The 17,032-nt window shown below is 70.1% G+C and carries 14 protein-coding genes; 12 read left to right on the top strand and 2 right to left on the bottom strand.

The window, feature by feature from the left end; all coding sequences use genetic code 11:
• The first annotated feature begins 35 nt into the window (after positions 1–35).
• Genes ACGFY9_RS35685 through ACGFY9_RS35670 form a run of 4 tightly spaced genes read left to right on the top strand, consistent with a single transcriptional unit; the run spans position 36 to position 5,361 of the window.
• Positions 36–1,694 (top strand): AMP-binding protein, encoded by a 1,659-nt coding sequence (locus ACGFY9_RS35685; protein ID WP_393761177.1) that lies wholly within the window; start codon positions 36–38, stop codon positions 1,692–1,694.
• Positions 1,691–4,060: a bifunctional salicylyl-CoA 5-hydroxylase/oxidoreductase gene (locus ACGFY9_RS35680; protein WP_393761175.1), complete on the top strand. Its 2,370-nt coding sequence runs from the start codon at positions 1,691–1,693 to the stop codon at positions 4,058–4,060. The genes ACGFY9_RS35685 and ACGFY9_RS35680 overlap by 4 nt, the downstream gene beginning before the upstream one ends.
• Before the next feature lie 29 nt (positions 4,061–4,089).
• Complete coding sequence (locus tag ACGFY9_RS35675) at positions 4,090–4,494, top strand: acyl-CoA thioesterase (protein ID WP_393761173.1); 405 nt, start codon at positions 4,090–4,092, stop codon at positions 4,492–4,494.
• A gap of 12 nt (positions 4,495–4,506) precedes the next feature.
• Positions 4,507–5,361 carry a PaaX family transcriptional regulator C-terminal domain-containing protein gene (locus tag ACGFY9_RS35670; RefSeq protein WP_393761171.1) on the top strand — a complete coding sequence of 285 codons (855 nt, stop codon included), beginning with the start codon at positions 4,507–4,509 and terminating at the stop codon, positions 5,359–5,361.
• Between the two features lie 10 nt (positions 5,362–5,371).
• Here the strand turns inward: ACGFY9_RS35670 and ACGFY9_RS35665 are convergent, their stop codons facing one another.
• Positions 5,372–5,989: a hypothetical protein gene (locus ACGFY9_RS35665; protein WP_393761169.1), complete on the bottom strand. Its 618-nt coding sequence runs from the start codon at positions 5,987–5,989 to the stop codon at positions 5,372–5,374.
• The gene (locus tag ACGFY9_RS35660) at positions 5,986–6,555 is read right to left on the bottom strand and encodes an RNA polymerase sigma factor (protein WP_393761167.1); all 570 of its coding nucleotides are present in this window, start codon (positions 6,553–6,555) and stop codon (positions 5,986–5,988) included. Before ACGFY9_RS35660 ends, ACGFY9_RS35665 begins: the two co-directional genes overlap by 4 nt.
• A 137-nt stretch (positions 6,556–6,692) precedes the next feature.
• On the opposite strand from ACGFY9_RS35660, the gene ACGFY9_RS35655 reads away from it, so the two are divergent.
• The 8 genes from ACGFY9_RS35655 (at position 6,693) to ACGFY9_RS35620 (ending at position 17,030) form a co-directional block, all read left to right on the top strand.
• Positions 6,693–7,133 carry a MarR family winged helix-turn-helix transcriptional regulator gene (locus ACGFY9_RS35655; protein WP_393761165.1) on the top strand — a complete coding sequence of 147 codons (441 nt, stop codon included), beginning with the start codon at positions 6,693–6,695 and terminating at the stop codon, positions 7,131–7,133.
• A 42-nt stretch (positions 7,134–7,175) separates the two neighbouring features.
• Positions 7,176–8,897: an MFS transporter gene (locus ACGFY9_RS35650; protein ID WP_393761163.1), complete on the top strand. Its 1,722-nt coding sequence runs from the start codon at positions 7,176–7,178 to the stop codon at positions 8,895–8,897.
• A 460-nt stretch (positions 8,898–9,357) separates the two neighbouring features.
• On the top strand, positions 9,358–10,389 hold the full coding sequence (locus ACGFY9_RS35645) for a hypothetical protein (protein WP_393761161.1): 1,032 nt from the start codon (positions 9,358–9,360) through the stop codon (positions 10,387–10,389).
• A 55-nt stretch (positions 10,390–10,444) separates the two neighbouring features.
• Positions 10,445–11,713: an FAD-dependent oxidoreductase gene (locus ACGFY9_RS35640; RefSeq protein WP_393761159.1), complete on the top strand. Its 1,269-nt coding sequence runs from the start codon at positions 10,445–10,447 to the stop codon at positions 11,711–11,713.
• A 110-nt stretch (positions 11,714–11,823) separates the two neighbouring features.
• On the top strand, positions 11,824–13,221 hold the full coding sequence (locus ACGFY9_RS35635; RefSeq protein ID WP_393761157.1) for an MFS transporter: 1,398 nt from the start codon (positions 11,824–11,826) through the stop codon (positions 13,219–13,221).
• Positions 13,222–13,261: 40 nt separating this feature from the next.
• Positions 13,262–14,110, top strand: coding sequence for an FAD binding domain-containing protein (locus ACGFY9_RS35630; RefSeq protein ID WP_393761155.1), 849 nt, complete (start codon positions 13,262–13,264; stop codon positions 14,108–14,110).
• On the top strand, positions 14,107–16,485 hold the full coding sequence (locus ACGFY9_RS35625; RefSeq protein WP_393761153.1) for a xanthine dehydrogenase family protein molybdopterin-binding subunit: 2,379 nt from the start codon (positions 14,107–14,109) through the stop codon (positions 16,483–16,485). Before ACGFY9_RS35630 ends, ACGFY9_RS35625 begins: the two co-directional genes overlap by 4 nt.
• Positions 16,482–17,030, top strand: a complete 549-nt coding sequence (locus tag ACGFY9_RS35620; protein ID WP_393761151.1) for a (2Fe-2S)-binding protein — start codon at positions 16,482–16,484, stop codon at positions 17,028–17,030. The genes ACGFY9_RS35625 and ACGFY9_RS35620 overlap by 4 nt, the downstream gene beginning before the upstream one ends.
• Positions 17,031–17,032: the final 2 nt, after the last annotated feature.

Here is a 17,032-nt window from a genome sequence, read left to right as displayed (position 1 = left end):
CGGCCCGCCCCCGGCCTGCGGAAAGGACCCTCCCGATGGACCAGTTGGACCAGATGGGCCTCTCGCCCTCCGCCTATCCGGACACGTTCGCCCGTGACCATCTCCCGCCGCGCGCCCAGTGGCCGGTCCTTGAGTTCACCACCGCCGAACTCCAGTACCCGCAGCGCCTCAACGCGGGCACCGAGCTCATCGACGTACCCACCGCCCGCTTCGGCCCCGACCGCCCGGCCCTGCGCACACCGGAGGGCGAGGTGTGGACCTACGGCGAACTGCTGCTCCGCGCCAATCAGATCGCCCACGTCCTCACCGACGACCTCGGCCTGGTCCCCGGCAACCGGGTGCTCCTGCGCTCCCCCAACAACCCCTGGGCCGTGGCCTGTTGGCTCGGCGTCCTCAAGGCCGGCGGCATCGTCGTCACCACCATGGCGGCCCTGCGCGCCCGCGAACTCACCCCCGTCGTCGAGAAGACCCGCCCGGCCGTCGCCCTGGTCGACCACCGCTTCACGGCGGACGTCGAGGCCGTACGCGACACCGTCCTGCCGGACCTCACGATCGTGGCCTACGGCGGCGACGCACCCGACGACCTGACGCGCCAAGTGGCCGCGAAACCAGCCGAGTTCACCGCGGTCGACACCGCCGCCGACGACGTCGCCCTCTTCGGACCCACCTCGGGCAGTACCGGCGTACCGAAGATCACGACCCACTTCCACCGGGACATCCTGTCGATCGACAACACCTTCGGCCAGCACACGCTCCGCCTGCGGCCCGACGATCTGGTGTCGTGCACGGCCCCGCTCGCGTTCACGTTCGGGCTCGGCATCCTGGTCGTCTGTGCCCTGCGGGCCGGTGCGTGCGCGCTGCTGACGGAGGCCGTAGCACCGGAACCGCTTGCCGAGTTGGTCGCCGAGGCGGGGGTCACCGTGCTGGCCACCGCGCCGACGGCGTACCGGCAGATCCTCAAGGCCGGGAAGGCGGACCGGCTGCACGGTCTGCGCAGTGCGGTCAGCGCCGGGGAGCACATACCCGAGGAAGTGTGGGAGCAGCTCCGCGCGGAGACCGGGATCAAGGTCATCGACGGCATCGGCGCCACCGAGATGATCCACATCTTCATCTCCGCCGCCGGTGACGACATCCGGCCCGGTTCGACGGGACGGCCGGTCCCCGGATACCGCGCCACGGTCCTCGACCTGGACGGCGAGGAGGTCGGCCCCGGTGTCGAGGGGCGGCTGGCCGTGATCGGCCCGGTCGGCTGCCGATACCTCGACGACCAGCGCCAGGAGAACTACGTGGTGAACGGCTGGAACGTCACCGGCGACACCTTCGTGCGCGACGAGGACGGCTACTTCTACTACCGCACCCGCACGGACAACATGATCGTGTCCTCCGGCTACAACATCGGTGGTCCCGAGGTGGAGTCCGCGATCAACACCCACCCGGACGTCGTCGAATCGGCCGTGGTCGCCAAGCCCGATCCCGAACGCGGCTCTGTCGTCTGCGCGTTCGTCGTCCTGGTCGAGGGCGTCGTCGGCGACGAGGCCAAGGTCAAGGACATCCAGGACCACGTCAAAGCGCACCTGGCGCCGTACAAGTACCCACGGGCGGTGCGGTTTTGCGACGCGCTGCCCCGCAACACCAGCGGAAAGCTTCAGCACTTCCTGCTGCGTCGGATCGTCGAGAAGGAGAACCAGGCATGAGGATCGCGATCGTGGGCGGCGGGCCTGGTGGGCTGTACCTCGCCGCGCTGATGAAGCAGCTCGACCCCACTCATGAGATCACCGTGTGGGAGCGCAACGCCCCCGACGACACCTTCGGCTTCGGCGTGGTCTTCTCCGACGAGACGCTCGGCGGCATCGAGAACGCGGACACCGTCGTGCACGACGCGATGGAGAGCCGCTTCGCCCGCTGGACCGACATCGACATCGAGTTCGACGGACACCCTTTCACGGTCGGCGGCCAGGGTTTCGCGGCGATGGCCCGCAAGGACCTGCTGCACATCCTCCAGGAGCGGGCCGCCGAACTCGGCGTCACCGTGCACTACCGCACCCTCGCCCCGGAAATAGACGAACTCCGCGGCTCCTACGACCTCGTGGTCGCGGCCGACGGCATCAACTCGGCCGTGCGCACCAAGTACGCCGACGCCTTCGTCCCCTCGCTGGACCAGCGGACGAACAAGTACATGTGGCTGGGCACCGACCGGGTCTTCGAAGCATTCCAATTCCTCGTCAAGCAGACCGAGTTCGGGACCATGCAGATCCACGGCTACCCCTACTCCGACTCCGGCTCGACCTTCATCGTCGAGATGGCCGAGGACGTGTGGCGCAAGGCCGGCCTCGACGCGACGGAGGGCACGCAGTTCCCGCCGGGCGTGAGCGACGAGCGGTCGGTGGACCGGATCCGCGAGATCTTCGCCGACGAGCTCGCCGGGCACAACCTCCTTACCAACAACTCCCGTTGGCTGAACTTCACGACGGTCCGCAACGAGCGCTGGCACCACCACAACGTGGTCCTGCTCGGCGACGCCGCCCACACCGCGCACTTCTCCATCGGCTCCGGTACGAAGCTCGCCATGGAGGACGCCCTCGCGCTCGCCGCATGTCTGCACGAACACCCCACCGTGGACGAGGCGTTGACGGCGTACGAGACCGAGCGCCGCCCGGTGGTGGAGTCCACCCAGCGAGCCGCCCAGGCCTCCCTGGAATGGTTCGAGAACATCGGCCGGTACGCCGACCAGGACCCCGCGCAGTTCTGCTTCAACCTGCTCACCCGGTCCCGCCGGATCACCTTCGACAACCTCAAGGACCGCGACCCGGCCTTCGCCGACCTCATCGAGCGCGGCTTCGCGGAAGCCCAGGGACTCCCCGAGTCGGTCCCGGCGATGTTCCAGCCGTTCGCCATCGGCGGCCTGGAGCTGAAGAACCGGATCATCGTCTCGCCGATGGACATGTATTCCGCGATCGACGGAGTACCGGACGACTTCCACGTCGTCCACCTCGGTTCCAAGGCGCTCGGCGGCGCCGGCCTGGTCATGACCGAGATGGTCTGCGTCTCCCCCGATGGCCGCATCACCCCGGGCTGCACGGGCCTGTGGAACGACACCCAGCGCGACGCGTGGTCCCGGGTCACCGACTTCGTGCACGCCCGCAGCACCGCGAAGATCGGTCTCCAGCTTGGCCATTCGGGCCGCAAGGGCTCAACTCGGTTGATGTGGGAGGGCATTGACGAGCCGCTGACCGAGGGCAACTGGGAGGTCATGGGCCCGTCCCCGCTGCCCTACGGCACGGGCTGCCACACACCGCGCGAGATGACCCGGGCCGACATGGACGCGGTCGTAGCCGACTTCGTGTCCGCCGCCCGCCGGGGCGCCGACGCGGGATTCGACCTGCTCGAAGTACACGCCGCCCACGGCTACTTGCTCTCCTCCTTCCTCTCCCCCATCGCCAACCACCGCACCGACGAGTACGGCGGCGACCTCACGAACCGGCTGCGCTTCCCGCTGGAGGTCTTCGACGCCGTACGGTCCGCGTTCCCCGCCGACCGCCCGGTGACGGTGCGGATCTCCGCCACCGACTGGACCCCCGACGGCAACACCGAGCACGACGCGGTCGAGATCGCGCGGGCGTTCGTCGCGCACGGCGCGGCTGCCGTCGACGTGTCGTCCGGTCAGGTCACCCAGGACGAGAAGCCGGCGTACGGGCGCTCGTACCAGACCCCGTTCGCCGACCGCATCCGGCACGAGGTCGCCGCTCCCGCGGGGGCTGCCGTGATCGCCGTAGGAGCGATCTCGTCGTACGACGACGTCAACTCGATCCTGCTCGCCGGGCGTGCCGACCTGTGCGCGCTCGGCCGTACTCACCTCTACAACCCGCAGTGGACGCTGCAGGCGGCCGCCGAGCAGGAGTACCGCGGCCCGGGTGCCGACTGGCCGACGCAGTTCGCGGCCGGTCGTCGCAAGCCCCCCACCTCACGGACCGACGCGGTCCGCCCGCGCCTCGCGCTGCTGCGCGAGACCCCGCCGGACGCCGTGCACCTGCGCTGGACCCCGGGAAGGGCGGCGGAATGAGCGGCCCCTTCGGTGTTCACCGTGCCCGGGTGGAGTGGATCGACACCGACGCGGCCGGGATCTACCACAACACGACCGTCGTCCGGTTCGCCGAGGCGGCGGAGGCGGAGCTGATGCGCGCGTACGACATCCCGGACTACTTCCCGGTGGCGCCGAGGGTCCGCTACGAAGTGGAGTTCGAGGCGTCGATCCGGTTCGGCGAGGAGGTCGAGACGCGGGTCGAGCTGATCCGCCTCGGCCGGTCCTCGATGACCTTCGGCTTCGAAGTGTGGCGGACCACCGTGGACGGCAAGCCGAACTGCCGTGCCGCCCGGGGCAGTTATGTCACCGTGCACGTCCCCGACAAGGCGACCGGCGGCAGCGCGCCCTGGCCGGCCGCCTGGCGTGCCGCGCTGGGCGGCCGGGCGGAATCCGACGCCGTACGGGCGCACTGAAATACTACGATCGTGACGGCAAGCGATCTCGAAGACGACAGCCCGGGCCAGCCCGCACCGCCGCGATCCCTGATCGTGACGGTGTACGGGCTCTACGCGCGCGAGGTCGGCGGCTGGGTCAGTGTGAGCACTCTGATCCGCCTGCTCGCCGAACTCGACGTCGACGCTCAAGCGGTCCGGTCGTCGATCTCCCGGCTCAAGCGCCGCGAGATCCTGGTGGCCGAGCGCCGGGACGGCCGTGCGGGCTACGCGCTCTCGCCGTACGCCCGTTCCGTCCTGGAGACCGGTGACCGCCGTATCTTCGAACGCCATGCTGTCACCGACGACGGCTGGGTCATCGCCGTCTTCTCGGTGCCGGAGAGCGAGCGCCAGCACCGGCACCAACTCCGGTCCCGGCTGGCCTGGTTGGGCTTCGGCACGGTTTCGTCCGGGATCTGGATCGCCCCGGCCCACGCCCTCGACGACACCCGCGACCACCTGCTCCGGCACGGCCTGGACCAGTATGTCGACCTCTTCCGCGGCGACTACGTGGCCTTCGGTGACCCCGCCGAACAGGTGGGCCGCTGGTGGGACTTGGAGGCACTCCAGAAGCTCTACGACGATTTCGTCGCCGAGTTCACCCCGATGGCCGGACGTTGGTCCGGGCCCGGCAGGAACGGGCTGTCGGACCAGGCCGCGTTCATCGACTACGTCCATGTCCTCACGGCCTGGCGCCGGTTGCCCTATCTCGACCCGGGTCTGCCCAGTTCCCTCCTTCCCGCCACGTGGTCCGGCACAACGGCGGCGGACCTCTTCGCCGCGCTCCGGCACACCCTGGCGGACCCGGCGCACGAGTTCGCCCGGAGCCTGCTGGACGACCCCTCGTGATCGGGCGGGGTCAACTCCCGAACGCCTGGCGGAACTTGGCGATGTCCTCGGGCGAGGCCTCGATCGCGGCGCACATCGGGACGAAGCCGTCCTTGGCGCCCACGATGTAGTGCCCGCCTTCCGTGTACGTCAGCGTCTCCGAGACCTCGGTGTCGCTGGTGAGGACGACCGTCTCCGCATCGCCGCCCTTGAACCACCGGTCCACGCGGAAAGTCGCCGTCGAGCCCTTGACGGACGTGGCCGTTCCTTCGAAGAGGGTCGGGTACTTGCCCAGGGTGTCGACGCCGGGCGGCATGCACTTGCCGGAGCCACCCTCGGCGGTGAGCCGCAGCGCGCCGGCCGGGACCGCGGACTTGGCCGAGGCCGAATGACCGTTGCTGCTGCCGCTGTTGGCCATGATCCCTCCGGCGACACCGCCAAGTACCAGGAGTCCGGCCGCCGCGAGTCCGAAGAGATGGCGGCGTCCCCATCCCGCGGTCGCGATGCCGGCGGCGGTGGTCGCGGACTGAAGCGCGGTGTCGGTGTTCAAGGTGTCCTCCACAAGGCGGTCGATGTCGGGCGGCGGAGCAATTCCGGTCAGCGCCGGGTCCGCGGACTTCAGCCGGGCCAGCAACTCGTCGTCATTCATTGACTGCTCCTTCCTTCATCCCTCTTGTGTCCGGTCGGTTCGGCATCCTTTCGCCCCAGCCGGTCGGCGAGTCTCGCCTTCGCCCGATGGAGCCGGATACTCACCGCGTTGGACGTCATCCCGGTCGCCTCCGCGATCTGCCGCGGCGCCAGCCCCTCCCACGCCCACAGCCGCACCACCTCGCGGTCCAGCGCCCCGAGGGCATCGAGCGCGGCATGCAGCTCGCTGTGATCAGCGGCCCCCGCCGGAGTCTCCTCCTGGCTGCGGACCAGCCGCTCCACGAGCCGGAGCCTGCGCCCGTCGGCCCGGCGGGCGTTGGCCAGGCACCCGCGTGCCACCCCGTAGCACCAGGGCAGCACGTCACCGGGATCGGCCTCGGAGCCCGCCCCCAGCCCGGGGACATCGTCGAGCCGGCGCCACAGCACGAGCATCGTCTCCGACAGGACGTCCTCGACCATGTCGGCGCCCGTCCTCCGCAGCAGATACCGGTGCAGCGGTTCCACCACCAGATGCGCCAGTCCTTCGAAGCGCGCCCGCCGCATCCGGCGCGCCTCCTGTTCCGTCATGGATTCCACAACCCGTACTGTCCGGCAGCCGCCGGTTCCTTTCACCCCGCATCAGCACGCGTCACCCCGCGCATCTTGTTTCAAGCTACACGTAAGTGCATAATGTCGTTATGTATAAGCGGGTTATGGATCCAGCGATGCCAGCGGTCCCCGAAGCCTCACCCGAGGACCTGATCATCGCCGTCGAGCGGATGGTCCGCTACGTCCGGCAGAGCGCCGTCACCGGCGGTCTGAGCATGGCCGCCTCCGCCGTACTCGGACGCCTGGGCCGTGAGGGCCCGTGCCGGCTGACCGATCTGGCCCGGGCAGAGGGCGCGACCCAGCCGAACATGACGCAGCTCGTCACCCGGCTGGAGCGCGCGGACCTGGTACGGCGCACCGCGGACCGCAGTGACGGCCGGGGCGTACTCGTGGAGGTCACCGACACGGGCCTGGAGGTCTCCCGACAGCGGCGCGCCGAACGCGCCCACGCCCTGAACCTGCTCATCGCGGAGTTGAGCGAGCCGGAACAGCAGGCCGTGCGGATCGCCCTACCGGCACTGGCCCGCGCGATCCAGGACCGCCAGGACCGTTCCTGACGTCTCCTCATCCCCCTTCAACTCCTTGGAGGACAAGCACACATGAGCGCACCACACGGAAATGCCGCCAGCCCGTTCCGGCAGCCCAGGGCCGTCTGGGCCGTCGCGTTCGCCTGCGTCATCTCCTTCATGGGCATCGGTCTCGTCGACCCGATCCTGCCCGCGCTGGCCGACAGCCTGCACGCCACGCCGAGCCAGGTCTCCCTGCTGTTCAGCAGCTACCTGATCGTGACGGCGGTGGCGATGCTGTTCGTGGGCTGGTTCTCCAGCCGCTTCGGCGCCAAGCGCACCCTCGTCATAGGCCTGGCGGTCATCGTGGTCTTCGCCGCCCTGGCCGGCACCTCCGGTTCCATCAACGGCATCGTCGGCTTCCGCGCAGGCTGGGGGCTGGGCAACGCCCTGTTCATCGCCACGTCCCTGGCCGTCATCGTGGCCTCGGCCAGCGGCGGCTTCGGTGGCGCGATCATCCTCTACGAGACGGCGCTGGGCCTCGGCATCGCCGTAGGGCCGCTGCTCGGGGGCGAGTTGGGCGGCATCAGCTGGCGCGGCCCGTTCTTCGGCGTCGCCGTCCTCATGGCCATCGCACTCGTCGCCACAGCCGTGTTCGTGCCGGACCTGCCCAAGCCGGAGCGGGTCACCTCGCCGCTCGCGCCGTTGAAGGCGCTGCGTCACCGCGGTCTGCTGACGATGGGCATCATGGCGCTGCTGTACAACTGGGGCTTCTTCACCATGCTGGGCTACGCCCCCTACCCCATGGAACTCAGCGCCCATCAGCTCGGTCTCGTGTTCACCGGGTGGGGACTGCTCGTGGCCGCGTTCAGCGTCTTCTTCGCCCCACGCCTCCAGGCGCGCTACGGCACCGCGCCCGTCCTGTACGTCAATCTGGCCGGTCTCTCCGTGGTGATGGCCGTGATCGCCGCCGGGGTCGCCACGCCGACCGTCGTCATCGTGGCGGTCATCGTCAGCGGCGCCTTCATCGGCATCAACAACACCCTGACCACCCAGGCCGTCATGCTGGTCTCGCCGGTGGAACGGCCGGTCGCCTCGTCCGCGTACGGTTTCCTGCGCTTCATCGGCGGCGGCCTGGCGCCGTACGTGGCGGGCAAGCTCGCCGACGCCACCGATCTGAGCGTCCCGTTCTATCTGGGCGCCGCCACTTTCCTCCTGGCCATTCCGGTCCTGGCCAGCGGCCACAACCTGCTCCACGAGGCCGAACAGCACGCCGCCGAGGGCGAGTCGGTCGCGCCTGCCCTCATCCCGGTCGGCAAGCCCGCGAGCGCGAGCACGCCTCGGGTCGTCGTCGCCGTCTCCGCCCATGACCAGGCCTCCGCCATCGTCGACGCGGCGGCCCGGCTCGCCCGCGACACGCACAGCCCGCTGGAGGTCGTCCACGTCCAACTGACCGCCGTGGTAGAGGAATTGGCCGCCGACACGGAGACGTCCGACCAGGCCCGCGCCGCCGTGACCGCCCACCTCGACCGCCTTGCCGAGCAGGGCGTCCCGGCGACCGGCCAGATCCTGACCAGCGTCGGCGACCACTCCGCGGCCGGCCGTGTACTGGCCCGGCACGCCGCCGACACGGGCGCCCGCGCCATCGCCGTCGGCCGCTCGCCGCACGGCCCCCTGACCCAGTTCGCGGAAGGCAGCTTCACCACCGCCCTCACCCACGCGGCCACCTGCACCGTCGTCCTCGTCGAACCCGACAACGCGCCACGGCAACTGACCTCGGCCGCCCTGCCGGCCCTGCGCGACGGGGCGGCCTGACCGCGACCGCACACCGACGACGCCATGTGGCGGGCCCGACGACCGACGGGCCCGCCACAGTCGCATGCCCTGCTATGCGGTGCGGCCCTGCGTCCTCGTGACAAGCCCTCGAAAGCGCTCGGGACGCGAAGCCGAGGTCAGGTCGCACATTCGCGATTTCTCTGACGGTTCGTCATGAAATAACCGTGTTAACTCGGCGCGCGAACCCTTGCCAAGCAGAGATAGTACGTGCTCGGATTATCTCTGTCGGGCGGTACCCCACCGTCCCGAATCCGCTGCTCAACCATGCACCGCGGGGCCTGTTCACCCTGCCTCCGCGCCCCGTCCCTCCCCCTCGTCCCCTCCCCCTCTCCCTCTCTTCGCTCCCCCTTCCGTCACCGCGCCCGGAGCGTGTCCGCGGCATGCCCGCAGCCCGCCGAAGAGCGCGATCGGTACCCCTCGGCGATACCTGGAGAAGCCCGTGTTCGATCTTTCGTCCGTCGATCTGCTCGACGCCTTCACCCGTGAGCTGCGGCTGTGCAAGCTGCGCAACGACGAGCACGTCGTGGTGCTGTCCGAGCCCGGCAGCCGAGGTGACTACGTCGCCGCCGCCTTCGGCGCCGCCAAGGCGTGCGGAGCGCACGTCATCTCCGCGACCGTGCCGGGCGGCAGTCCCGCGCCGATGCCGAGCACCCACACCGGTGCGGGTCCCGGGCTGGTCTCCGTCCTCAACGACAGCACCGCGCAGGACCTGTTGAAGTCGGCCGACCTGGTCGTCGACCTGACCCGCGAGGGCTTCATCCACGCACCGGTCCAGCAGGAGATCCTGCGTGCCGGCACCCGCATCATCTTCGTCTGCGACGCCCCCGACGTGCTGATCCGCAACCTGCCCAAGGAGGACGACAAAGCGGAGGTGCTGGAGGGCGTCGACCTGCTGAAGCGGTCGTCCGTCATGCGGGTCACCTCGGACGCGGGCACCGACCTCACCGTCCAACTCGCCGGTTCCAAGCCGGAGTTCCAGTGCGGCTTCGCCGACGATCCCGGCCGCTGGGACCACTGGCCCAGCACGATGGTGCTGTGCTGGCCCGAGATCTCCGACGGCCAGATCGTGCTCGCCGAGGGCGACATCCTGCTGCCCTTCAAGGAGTACGTCCGCTCCCCCGTCACCCTGCAGATCGCGGGCGGACACATCGAGAAGGTGTCCGGCGGCGCCGAGGCCGAACTGCTGTCGACGTTCTTCGAGGACGCCCGGGACCAGTGGGCGCGCAGCCTCTCCCACATGGGGTGGGGTCTGATGCGCACGGCCGACTGGTTCGCCACGGCGATGTACGGCAAGGACGACCTGATGGGCATGGACGCCCGCGCCTTCGCCGGCAACTTCCTCTGGTCGACTGGCCCGCACCCGGTCCTCGGACGTGAGTCGTACGCCCATCTCGACATCGCGATGCGCGGCTGCACCGTCACGGTCGACGACGTCGAGGTCGTCACCGCCGGGAAGCTCACCGACGGCTGACCGCGCCGGTCGTCACCCGTGAACCACCCGTACCCGCACGCGAGTTGGAGGAAGTGTGGCGCCCAGCCAGTCGTACGAAGTCACCGTCGTCGGAGGAGGTCTCGGCGGGCTCACCACCGCTTTGGCACTGCGGCAGCGCGGTCTGCGGGTCACCGTCCTGGAGCAGGCGTCCGAACTCGGCGAGGCCGGCGCGGGCATCCAGACAGCGCCCAACGCGAGCCGCGTCCTGATGGGGCTCGGGCTGCGCCCGCAGATGGAGGCCATCCACACCGAGCCGCTCGACCAGGTGCGGCGGCGGTGGAAGGACGGCCGGATCGTCGGGCTGACCTCGCTGGGACAGCGCTGCAAGGACCAGTTCAACGCCCCGTACTGGCACTACCACCGCGCCGATCTCCACCGTGTCCTCCTGGACGCGTGCGTCGACCCCGCCGGCCCCGGCCCCGTCGTGGACGTCCACACCGCGAGCAAGGTCGTCGAACTGGACCGCACCGACCCCGAACGTCCCGTGGCGATCACCGAGGACGGGCGCCGGTACCCCGGTGACGTGCTCGTCGGGGCCGACGGCATCCGCTCGCGGACCCGCGACCTGATGGGCGCACCCGACACCCTGATGTTCTCCGGCGAGATGGCCTACCGGGCGTTGATCCCAGGGGAGTTGATCGCCGCCGACCCAGCGACGCGCTGGCTCGTGGACCGCTTCCAGAGCACCATCTGGTACGGCCCCGACCGGCACCTCGTGCACTACATGATCCGCGGCGGCGAGTACCTCAACGTCGTGGCCTGCGTGCCCTGCACGGACGAGGTCGCCGAGAAGTGGAGCGTCTCCGCGACCGCACAGGACCTCGTGGACGCCTTCCCCGGCTGGGACGACCGCGTACCGGCCATGCTGTCCAAGGCCAAAGAGGACGTCTCCGTCTTCGCTCTCCACCACCGACGCCGCGACCCGGTGTGGACCGACGGCCGGGTCGCCCTCCTCGGCGACGCCTGCCACGCGATGCTCCCCTACCAGGCCCAGGGCGCCTCGCAGGCCATGGAGGACGCCGCCGTACTGGCCGAGGAACTCGGCGCGGTCACGTCCGCCGGAGTCGAGGGAGCCCTGCGCCGCTACGTCGACCGGCGCGCCAAGCACGCCGGCATGGTCCAGGACGCATCGCTGCGCAACAAGACCTTCTACCACCTGCCCGACGGCCCCGAACAGCGGGCCAGGGACGAGAAGTTGAGGAACTTCGACGGGGAGTCCGACCTCTCCTACGACTGGCTGTGGTCGGGCACACCGCTCAACGACCCGGATCTCGGCGCGTTCTCGTACCCGTTCGCCCGCTGAGCCCCTCCCCTTTCAGGAGTGCCCCATCCGGTCCGCACGCCGGAGCCCCGCGAAAAAGCGCGCCCGCAATCGTGCGGCACGTACCAGACACGCAACACCGTGGAGCGAACGTGAAAACAGGCGATCAGATAGTTCAGGAACTTCCATGGAAATGGCCCGTCCAGGGAAAGATCTTCATCATCGGCGGCCTCGGCTACCTCTTCGACGCCTACGACATCGCCCTGAACGGCTTCCTCATGCCGCTGGTGGGTGAGCACTTCGACCTCTCGCTGAGCGATCGCGGGTATGTCGCAACCGCCAACCTCGTCGGCATGGCCGTGGGCGCCGTCGTCTGGGGCTCGGTCGCTGACCGGATCGGCCGGAAGAAGGCCTTCAGCGTCACGCTGCTGATCTTCGCCGTGTTCTCCGTCCTCGGTGCGCTGTCGCCGACGTACCCCGTCTTCCTCGCGCTGCGCTTCCTCGCGGGCATCGGCCTCGGCGGCTGTATCCCCGTGGACTACGCGCTGGTCAGCGAGTTCTCGCCGCGCAAGTACCGGGGCCGGGTGCTGACCGGGCTCGATGTGTGGTGGCCGGTGGGCGTGACGCTGTGCGGGTTCGTGTCGACGGCGCTGCTGTCCGTCGACGGAAACTGGCGCTGGATGCTGACGACGATGGTCGTGCCCGCGCTGCTGCTGTTCTGGGCCCGTCGAGGCATCCCGGAGTCGCCGATCTACCTGGCGAAGAAGGGCCGTGAGGCGGAGGCCAGGCAGGTCATCGACGACCTGGTCGCCCGCACCGGCGCGCCCACCGTGCTGTACACGATCCCGGAGCCCGTCGCCGAGACCGGCCCGCGCGGAGTGGCCGCCGCGGCCGAACAGCTGCGCCGCGTATGGAAGTTCAGCCCGCGCGTCACCTCCGCCGCCTGGCTGCTGTTCGCCACGATCATGCTGGTCTACTACGCGGCGCTGAGCTGGATGCCGACCATCCTCAAGGACGAGGGCCTCGGTGACACGGCGGCCTTCATGAAGACCACCCTGATGAGCGGGGTCGGCATCATCGGTGTGCTGGCGTCCACGGCCCTCGTCGACATCGTCGGCCGCAAGTGGCTCATCGGGATCTCGGCACCGGTCGCCTCCGCCGCGCTCGTCGTGTTCGCGCTGGTGATGAAGATGCCGACCGGATCCGTCGTGGCGATCGCCGTCTTCGGCTTCCTGATCCAGCTCACCATCCCCGCCCTGTACGCGTACGCCTCCGAGCTGTACCCCACCGAACTGCGGGCCAGCGGCTTCGGCTGGGCCTCGTCGGTCAGCCGGGCGCTCACCGGATTCGCCCCGATGCTGTTCGGCTCGCTGATGTGGCCCGCGCTGGGACTGGCGACGACCTTCGCGGTACTCGGGGTCGCGGTCCTGCTGGCCGTCGTATGGATGGCGTTCGCGGCACCGGAGACGAAGGGCCGGGTCCTCGACGCCGACGAGGAGGAGCCGTCGGCCCTCCCGCGGCTGAGCGTCGCGAAGCCGGCTGCCCTCTGAGGCACAGCCTCCCGGACCGCCCTGCACCTTACGGAGGACCATGAAGCCCGCCCCCTTCCAGTACCACCGGGCCCGCGATGTCGACGGCGCCGCACGGCTGCTGGCCGAACTCGGCGACGACGCCAAGGTCATCGCCGGCGGCCAGAGCCTCGTCGCGATGATGAACTACCGGCTGGCCCGGCCGCGCCACCTCGTCGACATAGGCGGTCTGCGCGAACTGGACCGGATGCACCGGGACGCCGACGGCGGACTGCGCATCGGGGCGCTCACCACCCACCACACGGTGGAGACCGACCCGGCCGGGGTGCTGGGGGCGGGCTTCGAGGTCCTGCGGAGGGCCATGACCTGGATCGGACACCTCCCGATCCGCACCCGTGGCACGGTCGGCGGCAGCATGGCGCACGGCGACGCCACCGCCGAGTGGTGCCTGCTCGCGGTGACACTCGGCGCGGAGTTCGTGGCACGCCGGCCGCACGGTGAACGGACCATCCCTGCCGGGGACTTCTTCCACGGCTACTACACGACCGCCCTCGACCCGGACGAGATCCTCGTCGAGATCGTCTTCCCTCGTCCCGCACCGCACGCCGCACTCACCGAATTCGCCGAGCGGCGCGGGGACTTCGCCCTGGTGGCCGCTGCTGTGGACCTGGATGTGGAGGACGGCGAGGTGCGCGGGGGCCGGGTGGCGCTCGGCGGGGTGGCGTCCGCCGCCGTCCAAGTGCCGGAGGCCGAGGCGGTGTTGGCGGGCGGCGGCTCCTTCGAGGCGTGCGCGTCGGCTGCGGCGGAGGCCGTGGAGCCGCCCGCCGACGCGTCGGGCAGCACGCACTACCGCAAGCAACTCGTACGGACCCTGGTCCGGCGCGCCTGCGAGGAGGCGGTGTCCCGATGAGCAACACCTCTTTGCGCGAAGGGAAGTTGGTGGGCAAGGCGGTCCGCCGTCGCGAGGATCCCCGCCTGCTGGCCGGGCGCGGCCGATTCGTCGACGACATCGCACTGCCCGGCATGCTGCACGCCCAGTTCGTACGCAGCACGGTCGCGCACGCGGAGCTGGCCTCGGTGGACGTGTCGGCGGTGCGCGAAGTCCCGGGCGTCGTCGCGGTGTTCACGGCCGAGGACCTGGAACTGGGTGACATTGTCGCTCAACTGGGGCGCCCGCCCTCGGAGTTCGTCCCGACCGCGATGCCGGTCCTGGCGCGCGACAAGGTCCGCTACGTCGGCGAGCCCATCGCGATCGTCGTGGCCCGGGACGCGTACGCGGCGGAGGACGGCCTGGAGGCGGCGAAGATCTCGTACGCCACGCTTCCGCCGGTCATGTCCGAGGAGGCGGCGTTCGCGGCGGACGCCCCGCTCGTCCACGCCGAGGCCGCGCGCAACACCCTGGTGGACGTCTCCCTGTTCGCGACGGAGGGCATCGACGGGATCTTCGACTCGGCACCCTGTGTCGTCGAGGTCGACACCAGGACCGGTCGCCAGAACGCGCTGCCGCTGGAGACCCGGGGCGCCGTGGCGCACTGGGACGACCGCGAGGAACAGCTCGTCGTGCACACCTGCACCCAAATCCCGCACCAGGTAAGGACGGTGGCGTCCCGCTGTCTGCGTCTCGACGAGCGGGCCGTGCGGGTCGTGGTGCCCGACATGGGCGGCGGGTTCGGCCAGAAGTGCGTCGTCGGCCGCGAGGAGATCGCCGCGGCGGCGGCAGCCCTACGGCTCCGGCGGCCGGTGAAGTGGATCGAGGACCGCAAGGACGCCCTGTCCGCGTCGTTCCTCGCCCGCGAGCAGCACTACCGGGCGCGCGCGGCCTTCGACGCCGGGGGTAGGATCCTCGCACTCGACGCTGACGTGGTCTGCGACATGGGTGCCTACTCCTGCTACCCCTTCACGGCCGGCATCGAGCCGCTGATGGCGTCCGCCGAGATGCCCGGCGTCTACCAGCTCCCCGCGTACCGGGTGCGGGGCCGCGCGGTCACCACCAACAAGGCGCCCACCGGGCCGTATCGCGGGGTGAGCCGACCGCAGTACGTCATGGTCATGGAGCGGCTCTTCGAGCGCGCCGCCCGCCAACTCGCCCTGGGTCCGGTCGAGATCCGCCGCCGCAACGTCATCACCGAGTTCCCGTACAAGGGCGTCAACAACATCACCTACGACCCGGGCTCCTACCTGGAGTCGCTCGACCTCTGCGAGCGGCTCGTCCGGGAGGAAGGCTGGTACGAGAAGCAGGCAGCGGCGGCGGCCGAGGGCCGGCACATCGGCATCGGCTACTCGTGCTTCAGCGAGCGCACCGGGTACGGCTCGGCGGCCTTCGCGCAGCGCAAGATGAAGGTGGTGCCCGGCTTCGACATCTCCGAGGTACGGATGGACACCAGCGGCGCGGTCACCTTCACCACCGGCACCATGAACCACGGCCAGAGCCACGAGACGACGATGGCACAGATCGTCGCCGACGAACTCGGCCTGGACATCGCCAAGGTGAGGCTCCATCAGGGCGACACCGACCGCATCACCTACGGCTTCGGCACCTTCGCCAGCCGTTCCATCACCATCGGCGGCAGCGCGGTTCGTCTGGCTGCCGCGAAGCTCGGGGACAAGCTGCGGGCAATAGCCGCCTCCCGTTGGGGAGTTGCTCCGGACGAGGTGGAGTTGGCGGAGGGCGCCGCGCGCCGCCGTAGCGCCCAAGATGTTCTCCCCTACGAGGAGATCGCCGACATCGCCTATCTCCAGGCCCACTTGCTGCCGAAGGACATCGAGCCGGGTCTGTCGGTCACCGCCACCTTCGACGTGTTCAACGACGGGACCTTCTCCAACGCCACTCACGCCTGCGTCGTCGAACTCCACGCGGGCACAGGGCAGGTGCAGATCCTGCGGTACGTGTGCGTCGAGGACTGCGGGGTCGCCATCAACCCGCAGGTCGTGGAGGGGCAGTGCCGGGGCGGTATCGCGCAGGGCATCGCGGGCGCCCTGTTCGAGCAGGTGACGTACGACGCCCAGGGCGAGCCGTCGGCGACCGGCTTCATGGACTACAAGGTGCCCACCGCGCACGAGATCCCCGACGTGCTGATCCACCACCTGGAGACACCCTGCGCGTTCACCGAGACCGGCGCGAAGGGCGCCGGCGAGGGCGGCACGATCGGGGCGCCCGCCGCCGTGCTCAACGCTGTCAACGACGCCCTGCGCCCGACCGGCGTCGAGCTCGACCACACGCCGATCACCCCCGAGACCGTGCACCGCGCGCTGAACGGCGCCCCGAGCCTGGAGTCGTCCTCATGAACACCGACCCCGTGGTGGCCCACCCGGACCTCCAGCTCATCACCCTCGACGTCAACGGCGAGCGGCACGACGTGATCACCGAACCCCGCCGCACCCTCGTCGACGTACTCCGCCACGAACTGCGCCTGACCGGCACTCACGTCGGGTGCGAGCACGGGATCTGCGGCGCCTGCACGGTCCTGGTCGACGAGCGGCCCGTCCGCGCCTGCCTGATGTTCGCGGCGCAGGCCGAGGGGGCGCGGATCCGCACGGTCGAGTCGCTGTCAGAGTCTGGCGGCGGTGAACTCAACGATCTGCAAAGGGCGTTCAGCGAACACCACGCGCTGCAGTGCGGGTTCTGCACGCCCGGGTTCCTGATGCTCGCCGAAGGGTTCCTCGCCGAGCGGCCGGACGCGACGAAGGAGGAGATCCGCGAGGTGGTCGCCTCGAACCTGTGCCGGTGCACCGGCTACCAGACCATCGTCGAGGCGATCGACGCCTGCGCGACGACTCGGCGCCGCACGTGCGCCGGCCCCTGCGACAGCCCCGCCGGCAAGGAGCACTGACG

The sequence above is a fragment of the Streptomyces sp. NPDC048504 genome (assembly GCF_043200035.1).
Lineage (GTDB): Bacteria > Actinomycetota > Actinomycetes > Streptomycetales > Streptomycetaceae > Streptomyces.
This window is presented reverse-complemented; position numbering and strand designations above follow the sequence as displayed.

What these genes read in the sequence shown, in the direction of transcription:
- ACGFY9_RS35620 (WP_393761151.1), top strand. Translation starts at nt 16,482, where the DNA reads ATGAACACCGACCCCGTGGTGGCCCACCCGGACCTCCAGCTCATCACC.
- ACGFY9_RS35650 (WP_393761163.1), top strand. Translation starts at nt 7,176, where the DNA reads ATGAGCGCACCACACGGAAATGCCGCCAGCCCGTTCCGGCAGCCCAGG.
- ACGFY9_RS35630 (WP_393761155.1), top strand. Translation starts at nt 13,262, where the DNA reads ATGAAGCCCGCCCCCTTCCAGTACCACCGGGCCCGCGATGTCGACGGC.
- ACGFY9_RS35655 (WP_393761165.1), top strand. Translation starts at nt 6,693, where the DNA reads ATGCCAGCGGTCCCCGAAGCCTCACCCGAGGACCTGATCATCGCCGTC.
- ACGFY9_RS35685 (WP_393761177.1), top strand. Translation starts at nt 36, where the DNA reads ATGGACCAGTTGGACCAGATGGGCCTCTCGCCCTCCGCCTATCCGGAC.
- ACGFY9_RS35625 (WP_393761153.1), top strand. Translation starts at nt 14,107, where the DNA reads ATGAGCAACACCTCTTTGCGCGAAGGGAAGTTGGTGGGCAAGGCGGTC.
- ACGFY9_RS35680 (WP_393761175.1), top strand. Translation starts at nt 1,691, where the DNA reads ATGAGGATCGCGATCGTGGGCGGCGGGCCTGGTGGGCTGTACCTCGCC.
- ACGFY9_RS35660 (WP_393761167.1), bottom strand. Translation starts at nt 6,555, where the DNA reads ATGACGGAACAGGAGGCGCGCCGGATGCGGCGGGCGCGCTTCGAAGGA.
- ACGFY9_RS35665 (WP_393761169.1), bottom strand. Translation starts at nt 5,989, where the DNA reads ATGAATGACGACGAGTTGCTGGCCCGGCTGAAGTCCGCGGACCCGGCG.